The sequence below is a fragment of the Pseudonocardia humida genome (assembly GCF_023898865.1).
Classification (GTDB): Bacteria; Actinomycetota; Actinomycetes; order Mycobacteriales; family Pseudonocardiaceae; genus Pseudonocardia; species Pseudonocardia humida.
In genome coordinates, this window is the sequence record NZ_JAGSOV010000019.1 from 25,557 (window position 1) to 39,987 (window position 14,431).

The window sequence follows — 14,431 nt, forward strand, 5'->3', positions numbered from 1 at the left end:
GCCGCTCACCGGATCCGCAGCAGGGGCCGGTCGTCGGGCGCCGGCAGCAGCCCGGGGGACGCGGTGAACGCGCCGCGCTTCTCCAGCCGGGCCAGCAGCGCACCGGCCCGCAGGGCCTCGCCCGGGGCGAACACGCCGCCGGGCACCGGCCCCGGGGCCTCGACGAGCGCGAGCGCGGCCTCCACCGAGACCAGCGCCGCGCCCCACCAGAGGTCGCGGCCGCTGACCTGACCGGTGCGGCCGCCGTCGGCGGTGATCGCCTGGACGGCGACGGTGTACTCCGAGCCCGCGCGGGTGGCGTCGTCGACGTCCTGGCCGGCGAAGGTCTCCGGGGCGAACGTGTGCGCGGTCATCTGGGCCTCGACGGTCCGCACGGGCACGTGCCGCGGGACGGTGATCGTCTCGTGGTACGGCACCGGGGCGACCATCGTCTGCGGGCCCAGCGGCGGCGGGAACGGGAAGACCGCGTTGCGCGGCTCGACGTAGCGCTCGTCGAGGGCGCCGTCGGTGTAGGTGACCCGGCGCAGGTCGGCGATGACCTGGTCGGCGGTGTGCCGAGCGCCGCGCGTCATCCGCCACCCGGTCACCGCGTAGCCGACGACCAGGCGCTCGACCCCGGGCAGGTCGGCGGCGACGACGGCGGCCAGCAGGTCGCCGTAGCCGCCGTAGAAGCTCGCTCCCGGGACGAGGGCGCTGCCCGCCGCGCGGGCCGGGCCCTGCAGCTCGTCGAACAGGTGGCGGACGTGGTGCTGTTCGAGGGCGTGGTCGACGTAGTGGCAACCGGCCGCGACGGCGGCTTCGGCGACCGGTCGGCCGGTGGCCGAGTACGGCCCGGCGCAGTGCACGAGCACCGCGCAGCCTGCGGCCAGCTCGCGCAGGGCGGCGGGGTCGTCGACCGGGGCGACTCGCGTGCCGACGCGGTCGCCCGCGTCCAGCTCGGCGGCCAGTTCGCGCAGCCCGTCGGCGCTGCGACCTGCAAGTACGATGCGCTGGTCCCGCGCCAGCAGCTCCTGGGCGACCAGGCGCCCGGTGTGTCCGGTGGCGCCGTACACGGCGATGATCGGCGGAGTCATGAGCCCACTTCCATACTCGGGGTACGGATGTGCCCACTCTTGCATACTCGGAGTATGTATTGTCAAGGCCGCGCGGTGAGCCCACGCACCCAGGCCGCCCGCACCGAGGCCACCACCGGGCAGCTGCTCGCGGCGGCCCGGGAGCTGTTCGGTCGTGACGGCTTCGCCGCCACCTCGATCGACGCCGTCGCCGCCGCCGGCGGCGTCACCAAGGGCGCCGCGTACCACCACTTCGCCACCAAGGGCGCCCTGTTCCGGGCCGTGTTCGTCGGGGAGCAGGACCGGGTGACCGCGGAGCTGCTGCGCACCACGGCCCAGGAGCCCGACCCGTTCGCCGCACTGCGCCGCGGCTGCCGCACGTTCCTCGAGCTGTGCCTCGAGCCGGCGTTCCGGCAGATCGTGCTGCTCGACGGGCCCGCCGTGCTCGGCTGGCAGGAGGTCCGGGCGATCCAGTCCGAGCGGGCCCTGCGGGTGCTCGCCGACGGCATGCGGGTGGCCGCCGCGCTCGCCGGGGAGCCCGGCGTCGACGTGACGGCCCGCGCCCACCTGGCCTTCGGCGCGCTCTGCGAGGCCGGCATGCTGCTGGCCCGCGCCGACGACCCGGACGCCGCGCTGCACGCGCTGCTGGCCGAGGCAGAGCGCCTGGTCGGCGCCATGGCCCGGCCCTGAGCGACCTACGCTGCGCCCGTGACGGTGCTCAGGTCGGTGCTGCTGTTCGGGCTGGCCGCGCTGGCCGAGATCGGCGGGGCCTGGCTGGTCTGGCAGGGGGTGCGCGAGCAGCGCGGGCTGCTGTGGATCGGGGCCGGGGTGGTCGCGCTGGGCGCCTACGGGTTCGTGGCGACCCTGCAGCCCGACGCCGAGTTCGGCCGCATCCTCGCCGCCTACGGCGGCGTGTTCGTGGCCGGGTCGCTGGCCTGGGGCGTGGTCGTGGACGGCTTCCGCCCCGACCGCTACGACCTGCTGGGCGCGGCGATCTGCCTGCTCGGCGTGGCCGTGATCATGTACGCCCCACGGACCGCCTGACGTGGGGGACGAGGACCGCCGCGGGCCGCCCGTGCCGATGACCGGGCAGGACGGGGCGGCGGATCCCCCTGGGAGCGGGTCCACCGGCTGCCGGTCGCGCGCCTCGCCGCGCGTCTCGGCCTGCACTACGAGGGACCGTGCGCGGCCGGGCAGGTCGGCGCGGGTTACGTCCGCTGGCCCGACGGCCGCCGGGCGGTGCTGACCAGCGGTTCCCCCACCGCGAGCCGCCTGGTCGAGCCGGCCCGCGGCGCCGGACTGCCCGCCCCGCGGTACCAGCTGGTCGCCGAGGTCGACGGCGTCCACGTCGTAGTCCAGGAGCGCCTCCCCGACGCCCCGCCGACCGTCGTCGACCGGGCTCTCGTCGACCAACTGCTCGCGCTGAACCAGCGGTGCGTCGGGTTGCTCGCCGGGTCGGGCCACCCACCGCTGCCGCTGCACCTGCGCCGCAGCGGCCCCGGCTTCTGCCTCCACGAACCCGTCGCGGCCCACTCCGCGAGGGCGGCCGACCTGCTGGACTGGGCCGGGTCGCTCGGTGCCGACTCGCTGCCCGGCGACGACCTGGTCCACCTCGACTTCCACACCGGCAACGTCCTGGTCGAGGGGGCCGGGTCACCGGGGTCGTGGACTGGGACGGCGTCGGGCGCGGGGACCACCGCCTGGACCTGGTGACCCTGCGCTTCGACCTGCAGCGGCGCGCTCCGTGGCCGGCCGCCGAGCTCGACCGGCACCTGCGCGCCGGCACGCCGGCCGACCTGCTGCGGCTGTGCTGGGCGCACATGGGCATCCGGCTCGTCGACTGGGCCATCCGCCACCACGGACCCGCCGAGGTCGACCACTGGCTCGACGTCGCGGAGCGGGGCTACCGCATCTGAGGCCCGCCACGCCGGTCCCACCACGGCGTCACCGGGCGGTCCCCACGCTCGCCCGCTGCCGCCCGTGGCGGCTGAACCGGAACACGTCGTCCGGGTCCCACCGGCGCCGCAGCTCGACCAGGCGCTGCCAATCGGCCGGTGTGTAGGCGGCCCGCACGCGCGTGGGCGTGGCCCCGTCGGCGTCGAGGAAGTTGAGGTAGGTGCCGCCGGTCGCGTGCGGGCGCACCGCCGCCGCCAGCCGGGCCAGGAACGAGCGGACCGCCGCGCCGGACTCCGGCGTCGGGGTCATCCCGATCGCGTTCAGGCTGTACCGCGCCTCGGTGCGCCCCATCGGGCTGAGCTGGGCGGAGGGCCCGAGGAGGGCACCACCCAGCCGGCGCAGCTCCAGCATCACCAGCGGTGAGTCCGCGCCCAGCTCGACGAGCGCGTCGATCGCCTCCGGGGTCAGGGCCCGGACCAGCTCGCAGTGCCCGACCGCGGCGAGCGGGTCGACCGGGTCGGAGCTGATCGGGTCGAGGTGCGCGGCCGGCAGCACGCCGAACGTGTCGAGCACCGGCGGGCCGAGGGCCGTGCGCAGCTCGTCGACGAGCCGCTCCCCCGCCGCGAGGTCGGAGCCGCACCAGCAGCCGCGCACGGCCATCACCAGCCGCCCCCGCAGCGGCGCGGGCACCGCCGGGAGCGGCGGGAACCGGCGGAACGCCACCGCCGAGGCCATCTCGTCGGGGTGCGGGGCGGCCCAGGCGGCGTAGGCGGCCAGCACCTCGCGGGCGCGCTCGACGGGGTAGAAGAGGTTCCCCCCGTGCACCCGCACGACCGGGTGCAGGGCGAACTCCAGCGTCGTGACGATCCCGAGCGCGCCCCCGCCGCCGCGCAGCCCCCACAGCAGCTCGGGGTGCCGGCGGGCGTCGACGCGGACCAGGTCGCCGTCGGCGGTGACCACGTCGGCCGCGGTGACCCACCCGGACGCCAACCCGTACCGCCGGCCCAACCAGCCGAAGCCGCCCCCGCTCGTGTAGCCGACGATGCCGACCCGGGAGCTGGAGCCGGGCAGCCCGACCAGCCCGTGGGCCGCGGCCACCGGGGCGAGGTCGGCCCACCTCGTCCCGGCCGCGACGCGCGCGATCCGCGTGCGCGGGTCGACCCGGACGCCGGTCATCCGCGAGGTGTTGACCAGCACGCCGCCGTCGCAGGGCACCGACGTGCCGTGCCCGGTGGCCATCACCCCGACGCCGCGGCCCTCCGCCCGGGCCAGCCGCACCGCGGCGACCACGTCGGCCGGATCCCGCGCCATGACGACCGCGGCGGGCGCCTGGCGCGCGTTGCGGTTCCACGCCGCGCGCCCGGCGTCGTAGCCGTCGTCGCCGGGGCGCAGGAGCGCGCCGCGCGGGCGGGTGTCGAGCTGGGTCATCACCGGTCCCCGAACGCGGCGGCGTGCTCGCCGAGGAACTGCGCGAGCGAGCGGGGCTCGCGGCCGGTGAGCACGCGCACGACGTCGCGGACGTCGGCCTGGGTGCCGGCGCGCAGCAGCCCGAACTGGGCCACGACGCCCGCCGCGTACCACTGCGGCGCCCCGGCGCCGACGAGCTGCCCGAGCGCGGCGTCGTCGGGCACCGGGACGAAGCCGACCGGCCGGTCCAGCAGGGTCGACAGCTGGGCGGCGACCTCGTCGAAGGTCACCGCGGCCGGGCCGGTCAGCTCGTAGGCGCGCCCGTCGTGGCCGTCGGTGGTGAGCGCGACGGCGGCCACGGCGGCCACGTCCCGCGGGTCGATCATGGCGATCTTGGCGCCGGAGCCGGGCAGGAGGATCGCCCCGGCCTGCCGGACGCTGTCGGCGGCGGCGAGCAGGTTGGTCATGGCGAAGGTGGGCTTGAGCAGCACGTGCGGTACGCCGGCTGCCAGCAGGTGCCGCTCGACGCGGCCGTGCGCGTCGGCGAAGGCGACCGGCGAGCCGATCCGGGCGTCGAGCGCGGAGAGCTTCACGATCCGCCCGACGCCCGCCGCCGCCGCGGCGTCGATCATCGCGGTCTCCCACGCGACCTGGTCGGGGTGGTTGGCGCAGGCCAGGTGGACGCGGTGGACGCCGGGCAGGGCGGCGCGCAGGGACGCCGGGTCGGCGAAGTCGCCCACGGCGAGCTCGACGTCGGGCCCGATGATCCCGGCGGCCCGCTGCGGGTCGCGGACGAGCGCGCGGACGTCGGTGCCGCGCCTGCGCAGCTCGGCGACGAGGTGGCGGCCGACGGTGCCGGTCGCGCCGGTGACGAGGACGGTGTTCCGGTTCATGGGGGCAGCGTGCGGACCGGGGCGTTCCACGACCGTTCCTCAGTCGTGCGCGGGGAGCGGGCTGCGGCCCGGTTCGCGCACCCGGCCCCAGACCGCGCCGATGCCGCCCATCGCCCGCAGCTCTTCGGCCGTCGACCGGACCGCGGCGGGATCGCCCGCGGCGAGCTGCGCGGCCAGCAGGACGCGGGCCAGGATCGCGCGCAGGCCCGGTGCGGCCTGCTCCCCCGCCACCTCCGCGCGGGCCCGGTGGATGGCGGCGAGCCCGGCGGTGGGCTCGCCGTCCAGCACCCGGACGTGGCCGGCCAGCGCGTCGGCGACCAGCCGCATCTGCGGCGGGGCCTGCGCGGTGGTCGCGGCCAGCGCGGCGGCGTGCCTGCGCAGCTCGGCGGGCTCGTCGAGGTCGAGCGCGAGCAGTGCGGCGAAGGTCAGCGCGCCGGTGCGGTTGGGCGGGTGCCCGGCCCGCCCGGCCCAGTCCAGGGCGGCGGCGCGGGTGGCGCGGGCGGCGGCGGGGTCGCCGAGGAACCACAGCGTGCACGCCAGCCGGGCCAGTGCGAGCACCTTCGGGTCCTGGCCGAACCGGACCAGGTGCGCGCGCCGGTCCTCCGGCCGGTAGCGGGCCACGGCCAGCTCGAACCAGCGGCGCGCCGCCGGGAAGTCGGCCTGCCAGAACGCGGCGACCCCGAGCACGTAGCCGGCCTCGGACACCTCGACGTCGTCGGGCTCGGCGGCGGCGCGCAGCCGCTCGGCGTGCCGGGCGGCCTCGGCGAAGTCCGAGCGGGCCATCGCGCGCAGCGCCAGCGAGCGCAGCAGCACCGGCGCGGGCGGCGCACCGGTGCTCGCCAGCAGCTCCAGGTGCCGCTCGTGGGTCGCGGCCAGCGCCGCCGAGGAGTACCCGCCGACCAGGACCAGCGGGGCGAGCAGCGCGGTGCGCACGGCCAGCTCGGTGGTGTCGCGGTCCGGACCGGGCGGCAGCCCGCCCAGCAGCTCCAGCGCCCGCTGCAGGTGGCGCACGGCGTCGGCGTTCGCGTGCAGCAGCACCGCGTCGGCGGCCGCCCGCCGGTGCGCCTCGACGGCCGCGCCGGGCGGGCCGCCCCGGTCGCGGTGCTCGGCGACCCGCGCCGCCGGGGCCCCGGCGGCCTGCAGCGCGTCCGCGGCCCGCCGGTGCAGCTGCCGGCGCCGGGCCGGGGCGATCCGCAGGTCGGCGACCTCGCGGAGGTACCCGTGGACGAAGTCGTAGCCCTCGCCGCGCTCGCGCACGATGCGCCGCCGCCACAGCTCGTCCAGGCCGCGGACGAGCACGTCCTCCTCGACGCCCGCGACACGGGCCAGCAGGTCGGCGTCGAACTCGCGGCCCAGCACCGCCGCCGCCCCGACCAGCCCGGCGGCCGGATCGCGCAGCCCGGCCAGCCGGGCCGTGATGAGCGCCCGCAGCCGGGGCGGTGGGCCGGCGGCCCGCCCGGCCCGCACCGCCTCCACCACGAACAGCGGGTTGCCGCCGGTCGCCAGGTGCAGCCGGCGCAGGTCCGGCTCGGACATGTCGGCACCGGACAGCCGCCGCGCCAGCGCGGCCGTCTCGGGCAGGGCGAGCGGCCCCAGCTCGATCTCCACGAGGCGGTCGCCCGCAGTGGCCGCGGCGACCAGCTCGACCAGCGGGTGGTCGGGCGGGCACTCCTCCCGCCGCGCCGTGGCCAGCACCAGCAGCCGGGCGTCGGCCCGGGTCCGCAGCAGGTAGTGCACCAGCCGGCAGGTCTGCCGGTCGCCGTGGTGCAGGTCGTCGACCAGCAGCAGGAGCGGGCGGGCGACGGCGCGCACCGCGTCGGCCACGGCCTCGAACAGCCTGCGCTGCTGCTCGGCCTCGGGCAGCGGCTCGGGCGCCGGGACGTCGGGGCGCTCGTCGCGGATCTCGGGCAGCAGCCGGGCCAGCTCGGCGAGCCGGGCCACCGGGAGCCCGCGCAGCGGGGCGCGCAGGGCGTCCGAGCGCAGCCAGTCGACGACCGGCACGTACGCCGGCGCCCCCTCGCCCGGGTGGCAGCGGGCCTCGGCGCCGACCGCGCCGCGCCGCGCGCACCAGTCGCGGAACTCCTCGGCCAGCCGGGTCTTGCCCGCGCCCGGCTCGCCCCCGACCAGCACCAGCCGCGCCCGCCCCGCCGCGGCCGACCGCCAGGCCCGCACGGCCGTCACCCGCTCGGTGAACCGCCCGACCAGCGGCGGCCTCCCGGGCTGCGGCGGCGGTGCGCCCGGCTCCGGCGGCAGCAGGGCCTCGTAGGCGGCCCTGGTCGCCGTGGACACGGCCACGCCCAGCTCGCGGTCGAGCGCGGACACGCAGGCGTGGTACGCGCGCAGCGCCCGTCCGCGCTCCCCGCGGGCCGCGTGGCAGCGCATGAGCAGCCGGTAGGCGGGCTCGCGCACCGGATCGGCGCGCAGCAGCCGCTCGGCGTGCCCGACGGCGGAGTCCAGGTCGCCCGCCTCCTCGGCCAGCGCGCCCAGCTCGGCCAGCGCGTCGAGCCACCGGCGGCGCAGCCGGTCGCGCTCGTCGCGCAGCCACTCGTCGTCGTGGGACTCCAGCAGGTCGCCGCGGTGCAGCGCGACGGCCGCGGCCAGCGCCGGGCCGCGGTCGGGGCCGGTGGTCGCGAGCAGCTCCTCGAACTCCACGACGTCGACGCGGTCGGCCGGGTCGGGTCGCCAGCCGACGGCCTGCGCGGTGATGTCCAACCGACCGGCCAGCCCGGGTGCGCGCTTGCGGAGGGTGTGCAGCAGGTGGCGCAGGTTGGTGCGGGCCTGGGCCTCGCTCGACTCCGGCCACAGCAGCGCGGCCAGCCGCCCGCGCTGCTGCAGCCCGGGGCGCAGCAGCAGGTGGGCCAGCAGCGACTCGGCGCGCGCCGAGTCGAGAGCGAGAACCCGGCCGCCCAGCTCCAGCCCGAACCCGCCGAGCAGCCGGGCCCTGGCGCTCACCCCCGCTGCCCGGTCACGACCACGGCGTCACCGGGCGGTCCTGGCGCTCGCCGTCGAGCACGACGTCGAGGCGCTCGGTGTAGAAGCAGACCAGGTCGCGGACCCGGGAGCTCTCCGGCAGCGGATCGGGGTAGCTCCACGCCAGGTCGGCCCGCTCGCGGCCGTCCACGACCGGGGAGAAGTAGACCGCCTCGCCCTTGTAGGGGCAGCCGGTGCGGGTGGCGCTCGGCACCAGCTCCACCCGCACGTCCGCCACGGGCAGGTAGTAGCGCACCGGCAGCAGGGTCTCGAACAGCAGCGTCGGGTGCGCCGACTCGGCCAGCACGTGCCCGTCCAGCTCCACCCGGACCGGCCGCGACCCGGCCAGCACCTCGATGCGGTGGAAGGGGTCCTTCGGGTGCACCGCGACCGGCTCGTCCTCCTCCAGCCAGTCGAAGGCGCCGAACTCGACCGCCACGTAGCCCGCCAGCTGGGGATCGTCGAGCTGGTAGGCGGCCTGGTGCAGCACCGTCCCGTCCAGCTCGACGTCGAGCGGACGCCCCTCCGCCGTGTGCACGGCGAACGGGACACCGGGCAGCAGGCGCAGCTCGGACAGCGCGGGCATGCGCACGCCGACGTCGTCGGGGACGGGCAGCGCCGGCCCGCCGGGCCGCAGATCGGCGCGGACGTCGGCGGCCGGCACGGCGTAGACCGGCAGGATCCGCCGCGGCTCCCACAGCAGCACCCCGCGCGTGGTGTCGACGACGGTGGTGCCGTTCCACCTCGCCCGCAGGCGGCGGCCCAGCGGCTCGTGCCGCAGTTCGCCGTAGCCGGCGGTCAGCAGGTCCCGTGCGCGGGTGCTCATGGCGCACCAGCATCCTCCGAGCCGCGGCGCCCGTCAGCTCCTCCCCGCGCGCGACGGGGAATTCCCGGCAGCCCTGCCGTCGTCGCACCGGACGGTTACCGTGCCCGCAAACCGGCAGGAAGGTGAAGGTCCGCAGTGCAGACCCAGACAGTGCAGAACCCGATGGAGAACACCACGTGGTGGCGCAGCGCCGTGGTCTACCAGGTCTACATCCGCAGCTTCGCCGACGGCGACGGCGACGGGCTCGGTGACGTCGCCGGCATCCGCGCCCGCCTGCCGCACATCGCCGGCCTCGGCGTCGACGCCGTGTGGATCAACCCGTGGTACCCGTCGCCGATGGCCGACGCCGGCTACGACGTCAGCGACTACCGCGACGTCGAGCCCCGTTTCGGCACGCTGGCCGAGGCCGAGGCGCTGATCGCCGAGGCGCACGGGCACGGGCTGCGGGTGCTGCTCGACATCGTGCCCAACCACACCTCCGACGAGCACGAGTGGTTCCAGGAGGCGCTCGCGGCCGGCCCGGGGTCGCCGGCGCGGGAGCGCTACCTGTTCCGGCCCGGCCGCGGCGACGACGGCGAGCTGCCCCCCAACGACTGGCGCTCGATGTTCGGCGGCCCGGCGTGGACCCGCGCCACCGACCCGGACGGCACCCCCGGCGAGTGGTACCTGCACCTGTTCGACACCAAGCAGCCCGACGTCAACTGGGAGCACCCCGACGTCCGCGCCGACTTCCTGCAGACCCTGCGGTTCTGGTTCGACCGCGGCGTCGACGGCTTCCGCATCGACGTGGCCAACTCCCTGATCAAGCAGCCGGGCCTGCCCGACATCGGCGACCTCGTCTACCCGCCGCCGCAGGTCGAGGTCGACGGCGAGCTGGTCCGCGCGCCCTACACCCCGCACCCGCACTGGGACCGCGACGAGGTCCACGAGGTCTACCGCGAGTGGCGCGAGCTGGCCGACTCCTACGACCCGCCGCGGGTGTTCGTCGCCGAGGCCTGGGTCGACCACCCCGACCGGCTCTCGCGCTACGTGCGCCGCGACGAGCTGCACACCGCGTTCAACTTCAACTACCTGGTCACCCCGTGGCGGGGCCCGGAGATGCGCAAGTCCATCTCCGAGACCATCGCCGAGCACGCCGCGGTGGGCGCGCCCCCGACGTGGGTGCTGTCCAACCACGACGTCTCCCGCCACCCGTCGCGCTACGCCCGGGTCGACCAGACCGCCCCCACCCGCCACCTCGACCCCCGCGACACCGGGGTCGACCACGCGCTGGGCCTGCGCCGGGCGCGCGCGGCCGCCCTGCTGACGCTGGCCCTGCCCGGCGGCGCGTACGTCTACCAGGGCGAGGAGCTGGGCCTGCCGGAGGTGGAGGACCTGCCGGAGGACGTCCTGCAGGACCCGACGTGGGAGCGCTCCGGGCGCACCGAGCGCGGCCGCGACGGCTGCCGCGTCCCCATCCCGTGGTCGGGCGACACGCCGCCCTACGGCTTCGGCCCGGGTTCGACGACCTGGCTGCCCCAGCCCGCCGACTGGGGCCCGCTGACCGTCGAGGCGCAGGCGGGCGACCCGTCGTCGGTGCTGGAGCTGTACCGCGCCGCCCTGCGGCTGCGCCGGGAGCACCCGGCCCTCGGCGACGGGACGCTGCGCTTCCGCGACGACTTCGACGCCGACGTCGTCGCGTTCGACCGCGAGCCGGGCTTCACCTGCGTGGTGAACATGGGCCCGAACGCGGTGCGGGTGCCCGCGGGAGAGGTCCTGCTCTCCAGCATCGACCTCCCCGACGACGGCACGCTGCCCTCCGACGCCGCCGTCTGGCTGTCCCGCTAGGAGCCGCTCACCGTCCTCCCAGGTTCAGGAAGGCCACCTTCAGGTCCTGTGCGGACAGGAAGGCCACCTTCCTGAACCCCGGGGTTCAGGAAGGTGGCCTTCCTGAACCCGAGCGCCGGTAGCGTGGCGCCATGGGCTCCCGGCTCCGTTCCTTCCTGGGCGGCGTGCTCGTCGGCAACAGCGCACCGCACCTGGCCACCGCGGTCACCCGCCACCGCCACCTCACCCCGCTCGCCGGCCGCGATTCCGGACCGGCGGTCAACGGGCTGTGGGGCGGGATCAACCTGCTGGGCGGGCTGCTCCTGCTCTCCCCGGACAACCACCGCGAGCCCGGCCGCTGGGACCGCGACCTGCTCGCGTTCGAGGCCGGGGTGCTGACGATGGCCGTGTGGATGGTCGGCAGCGAACGCGTGCTGGGCACCAACACCCGCCGCGAACCGTCGTGAGCGGGGTCCACGCCCGTGTGGACCCCGCCCAGCCCTGACTCATGCCATGGCGGGTTCGGCGGCCTTCGGGTCCGGGCCGTAGGCGTTCTCGCCGCGCTGCCCCTCCAGCGCCCAGAACACGATCAGCACGACCACCCCGGCCAGCGGCACGAGCACGATGAGCAGCCACCACGCCGACCGCCCGGTGTCGTGCAGCCTGCGGACCTCGACCGCCAGGCTCGGCACCAGCAGGACCAGCCCCACGACGACGGCGATGATCCCGGGCGAGTAGGTGAAGCCGGCGTAGCCCGGCGCGGTGACGGTGGTGTAGCCGCCGAACCCCAGCGCGGCGTCCACCGCCGAGGCGATCGCGCCGAGCACGACGTTGACCGCCAGGAACGGCCAGAGCTCGCGGCGCCGCGACCGTCCGCTGAAATCGGTGAAGCGCCGCAAGGTCTGCAGGTACCAGCCCATTCCATCTACCCCCTGAAGTCCACAGTCGAGTGATCGCCGGGATCGTGGCAGTGCCGTTTCCGGTGCGCAGCGCGGAACGGGGAGATACAACGTGCGGATGATTCCGCTGCGCTTTCGGCGGTACGCCGCTGCGTCGATCGTCTGCGCCGCCGTCAGCTGTGGAACAGGACGCTGCGGCAGGCCAGGTGCAGGGCGAGCCGCTCGTCGGGGTCGGTCAGGTCGACGCCGAGCAGTTCCTGGGCGCGGGCGACGCGGGCGGTGACGGTGTTGCGGTGCACCCCCAGCACCGCCGCGGTCTCGGTCAGGGACGACTCGGCGTCCAGGTGGGCGGTGAGGGTGCGCAGCAGGTCGCCGGGCTGGCCGTGCAGCGGGTCGAGCATCGAGCGGGCCGCCGGGAGGAACGTGTCGGTGCGGGTCCAGGCCAGCAGCAGCCGGCCGAGGCCGAGCCGGTCGACGTGCACGAAGTGCCCGCTCGCGGTGCGGGTGACGGCGAGGCGGGCGGCGTCGCCGGCCTCGCCGAGGGTGCGGGCCAGGCCGTCGACGCCGCGGTAGACGCGCCCGACGCCCATGGCGCTGCGCACCGAGCTGCGCAGCAGCCAGTGCGCGCGGCGCGCCGCGGTGGCGTGGCGGTGCAGCTCGTCCGAGCCGGGCTCGTGCTCGAACGTCGACCAGGCGCCCCACCCCGACCCCTGCTCGACGACGGCCGCGGACAGGTGGGCCGTGTCGAAGGCGCGCAGCACCTCGGGCCGCACGGCCACCGCGTCCACCCCGGCGGGCACGTCGATCCGGATGCCGATGTGCCAGCCGTCGAGCCGCCAGCCGGCGTCGACGGCGCGGCGGCGGGTCTCCGGGGCCGGGTCCCCGGTGGTCTGCAGCAGCTCGACCAGCAGCGACGTGCGCAGCCTGGCGTCGCGCTCGACGGTCAGCCGCTGCTGGGCGAGGCGGTGGCCCATCGACTCGGCGGCCACCGCCATGGCCGCGGTCACCGCGGCCGTCTCGGCGGGGACACCCGGCGGCACGGCGACGGCCAGCCGCGAGCCCGGGTGGCCGTCCGCGCCGACGGCCCGCACGAGCGTCTCCTGGCCGGCCGGTCCCGGGTCCGGCCCGGCGACCCGACGGCCGGTGCCGTCGAGCAGCCAGACGGGCCGCCGCCACACCCGGGCCAGCTCGGCGAGCAGCCCGTCGACGCCGCCGGTCGCCGCGGCGCCCGCGGCGGCGGTGCGGCTGACGAGGTCGGCGACGACCTGGTCGGGGGCCCGCAGCAGGCGCGTGGCGACCAGGCCGACGGCCAGCGGGTCGGGCGCGCCGAGCACGGCGACCCCGATCCGCTCGGCCAGCAGCGAGCTGGCCCGGCGCAGCTCGGCGCGGCCCGGCAGCAGCACCGCCGCGGCCCCGGCCGCGCCCGCCCGGCGCAGCAGCGCGTCGAGGTGCCAGTCGCCGCGGTCGGCGGCGATGGCCACCACGAGCAGCGCGCACTCGGCGTCGACGGGTTCGGCGCGCAGGTCGGGCACGGTGCGCACGTCGCGGATCTCGACCGGGTCCGGGTCGCCGGCCAGCACCTGCACGCCGGCCCAGTCGGGGTGGTCGAGCAGCGCGGCCAGCCGCAGGGCGGTCACATCAGCACCGGGTCGCAGTCCAGGCCGAAGGCCCGTGGCCCCACGTGCACCAACCGCTCGGGCCGCTCGCGCCACCACCGCGGTCCCGGCAGCACGACGACGGTGACGTCGTCGCCGACCCGCAGCGCGTCGACGGCGATGGGCGCACCGGTGCGCCGGTCGAGCACGCACAGCAGGTCGGGGCAGCTGGCCACGGGCTCGCCGTCGAGCAGCGCCAGCAGGTACTCGTTCTCGGCCTCCAGGCGCAGCACCGGACCGGTGTCGTCGAGCACGGTGATGCCGGCGCGCCCGAACGTCGCCGACGCGTTCCGGGCGATCTCCACCGCCCGCCCGGCGCCGAGCGCCCGCCCGCCGAGCGCCTCGGCGATCCGGGCGGGCGGCGCGTCGGCGTGCGCGCGCCCCAGGTCGAGCGCGCGGGCCAGGCTACCCAGGCAGGCGTCCTCGCAGACCACCGAGGCCGGGGTGGGGGCGAACGCGCACCCGGCCCACCCGCCGCTCTGCGCGATGAAGGCCCTGGCCACCCGCTCCAGCGTCACCGGGTCGATCCGGTCGAGCAGCACCGTGCGCCCGCCGGACTCGGCCATCGCGAACGGCGCCAGCGAGCCGCCGGCCACGGCCCGGGTGGTCTGGTCGGCCCGCGGCAGCGCGCGCCCCATCAGGTCGGCGTCGACGAGCGGGAGGCGCAGCTCGGCGGCGGCGGCGACGGCGAGCACCCCGTTCACCCCGGCCGCCTCCAGCGCCATCACCGCCTCCGGCTCGGCGCCGGTCCAGCGGGCCAGCGCCCGCACCGCGCCGACGATCTCCTGCCCGCTGGGCAGCCTCTCGGTGAGCATCCGGGTGCCGCCGAGCATCCCGACCGCGACGACCGACGCCTCGCCCAGCTCCGCGGGCGGGTGCAGGACGATCGAACCCTCGCCGAGGGCGCGGCGCAGGGTCGTGGCGAAGACGCCCGCGTCGCCGCCCCCGCCCGAGCCCAGCAGGCTCAGCCCGACGACGAGCGCGTCGACGTCGTCCGCGCGCAGCGCCCTGTCGATCACCCACGGGA

14 protein-coding genes are annotated in these 14,431 nt (G+C 77.1%); 6 read left to right on the forward strand and 8 right to left on the reverse strand.

Annotated elements, in window-relative coordinates:
* Positions 1–5 precede the first annotated feature (5 nt).
* Complete coding sequence (locus KDL28_RS08640) at positions 6–1,073, reverse strand: saccharopine dehydrogenase NADP-binding domain-containing protein (RefSeq protein ID WP_252436846.1); 1,068 nt, start codon at positions 1,071–1,073, stop codon at positions 6–8.
* A gap of 75 nt (positions 1,074–1,148) precedes the next feature.
* Between KDL28_RS08640 and KDL28_RS08645 the strand changes: the two genes are divergently transcribed.
* The 4 genes from KDL28_RS08645 (at position 1,149) to KDL28_RS08660 (ending at position 2,968) form a co-directional block, all read left to right on the forward strand.
* The gene (locus KDL28_RS08645; protein ID WP_252436847.1) at positions 1,149–1,742 is read left to right on the forward strand and encodes a TetR/AcrR family transcriptional regulator; all 594 of its coding nucleotides are present in this window, start codon (positions 1,149–1,151) and stop codon (positions 1,740–1,742) included.
* 18 nt (positions 1,743–1,760) lie between these two features.
* The gene (locus tag KDL28_RS08650; RefSeq protein ID WP_252436848.1) at positions 1,761–2,096 is read left to right on the forward strand and encodes a YnfA family protein; all 336 of its coding nucleotides are present in this window, start codon (positions 1,761–1,763) and stop codon (positions 2,094–2,096) included.
* A 195-nt stretch (positions 2,097–2,291) separates the two neighbouring features.
* Positions 2,292–2,765, forward strand: a complete 474-nt coding sequence (locus KDL28_RS08655) for a protein kinase family protein (RefSeq protein ID WP_252436849.1) — start codon at positions 2,292–2,294, stop codon at positions 2,763–2,765.
* Positions 2,762–2,968: a hypothetical protein gene (locus KDL28_RS08660; RefSeq protein WP_252436850.1), complete on the forward strand. Its 207-nt coding sequence runs from the start codon at positions 2,762–2,764 to the stop codon at positions 2,966–2,968. The genes KDL28_RS08655 and KDL28_RS08660 overlap by 4 nt, the downstream gene beginning before the upstream one ends.
* A gap of 28 nt (positions 2,969–2,996) precedes the next feature.
* Here the strand turns inward: KDL28_RS08660 and KDL28_RS08665 are convergent, their stop codons facing one another.
* From KDL28_RS08665 to KDL28_RS08680, 4 genes are read right to left on the reverse strand one after another with little or no spacing between them, the layout of a single operon-like run.
* Positions 2,997–4,376, reverse strand: a complete 1,380-nt coding sequence (locus KDL28_RS08665; protein WP_252436851.1) for an FAD-binding oxidoreductase — start codon at positions 4,374–4,376, stop codon at positions 2,997–2,999.
* The gene (locus KDL28_RS08670; RefSeq protein WP_252436852.1) at positions 4,376–5,248 is read right to left on the reverse strand and encodes an NmrA family NAD(P)-binding protein; all 873 of its coding nucleotides are present in this window, start codon (positions 5,246–5,248) and stop codon (positions 4,376–4,378) included. Before KDL28_RS08670 ends, KDL28_RS08665 begins: the two co-directional genes overlap by 1 nt.
* A gap of 39 nt (positions 5,249–5,287) precedes the next feature.
* Positions 5,288–8,200 (reverse strand): ATP-binding protein, encoded by a 2,913-nt coding sequence (locus tag KDL28_RS08675; protein ID WP_252436853.1) that lies wholly within the window; start codon positions 8,198–8,200, stop codon positions 5,288–5,290.
* A 13-nt stretch (positions 8,201–8,213) separates the two neighbouring features.
* Complete coding sequence (locus KDL28_RS08680; protein ID WP_252436854.1) at positions 8,214–9,044, reverse strand: DUF427 domain-containing protein; 831 nt, start codon at positions 9,042–9,044, stop codon at positions 8,214–8,216.
* A gap of 162 nt (positions 9,045–9,206) precedes the next feature.
* Here KDL28_RS08680 and KDL28_RS08685 point away from each other — a divergent pair, with 162 nt between their 5' ends.
* Together KDL28_RS08685 and KDL28_RS08690 are read left to right on the forward strand one after the other, a co-directional pair.
* Entirely contained in the window at positions 9,207–10,871 is a 1,665-nt protein-coding gene (locus tag KDL28_RS08685) for a glycoside hydrolase family 13 protein (RefSeq protein WP_252436956.1), read from the forward strand.
* 131 nt (positions 10,872–11,002) lie between these two features.
* Positions 11,003–11,317, forward strand: a complete 315-nt coding sequence (locus KDL28_RS08690; protein ID WP_252436855.1) for a hypothetical protein — start codon at positions 11,003–11,005, stop codon at positions 11,315–11,317.
* 39 nt (positions 11,318–11,356) lie between these two features.
* Here the strand turns inward: KDL28_RS08690 and KDL28_RS08695 are convergent, their stop codons facing one another.
* From KDL28_RS08695 to KDL28_RS08705, 3 genes are all read right to left on the reverse strand, one after another.
* The gene (locus KDL28_RS08695) at positions 11,357–11,770 is read right to left on the reverse strand and encodes a DUF805 domain-containing protein (protein ID WP_252436856.1); all 414 of its coding nucleotides are present in this window, start codon (positions 11,768–11,770) and stop codon (positions 11,357–11,359) included.
* A 152-nt stretch (positions 11,771–11,922) separates the two neighbouring features.
* Positions 11,923–13,386 carry a PucR family transcriptional regulator gene (locus KDL28_RS08700; RefSeq protein ID WP_252436857.1) on the reverse strand — a complete coding sequence of 488 codons (1,464 nt, stop codon included), beginning with the start codon at positions 13,384–13,386 and terminating at the stop codon, positions 11,923–11,925.
* Positions 13,383–14,423, reverse strand: a complete 1,041-nt coding sequence (locus tag KDL28_RS08705; RefSeq protein ID WP_252436858.1) for a DUF917 domain-containing protein — start codon at positions 14,421–14,423, stop codon at positions 13,383–13,385. Before KDL28_RS08705 ends, KDL28_RS08700 begins: the two co-directional genes overlap by 4 nt.
* Between the last annotated feature and the right edge of the window lie 8 nt (positions 14,424–14,431).

Bases quoted from the DNA above. Each gene is read 5' to 3' on its own strand.
- KDL28_RS08640 (WP_252436846.1), bottom strand. From the start codon at position 1,073: ATGACTCCGCCGATCATCGCCGTGTACGGCGCCACCGGACACACCGGG.
- KDL28_RS08665 (WP_252436851.1), bottom strand. From the start codon at position 4,376: ATGACCCAGCTCGACACCCGCCCGCGCGGCGCGCTCCTGCGCCCCGGC.
- KDL28_RS08670 (WP_252436852.1), bottom strand. From the start codon at position 5,248: ATGAACCGGAACACCGTCCTCGTCACCGGCGCGACCGGCACCGTCGGC.
- KDL28_RS08680 (WP_252436854.1), bottom strand. From the start codon at position 9,044: ATGAGCACCCGCGCACGGGACCTGCTGACCGCCGGCTACGGCGAACTG.
- KDL28_RS08685 (WP_252436956.1), top strand. From the start codon at position 9,207: ATGGAGAACACCACGTGGTGGCGCAGCGCCGTGGTCTACCAGGTCTAC.
- KDL28_RS08690 (WP_252436855.1), top strand. From the start codon at position 11,003: ATGGGCTCCCGGCTCCGTTCCTTCCTGGGCGGCGTGCTCGTCGGCAAC.
- KDL28_RS08695 (WP_252436856.1), bottom strand. From the start codon at position 11,770: ATGGGCTGGTACCTGCAGACCTTGCGGCGCTTCACCGATTTCAGCGGA.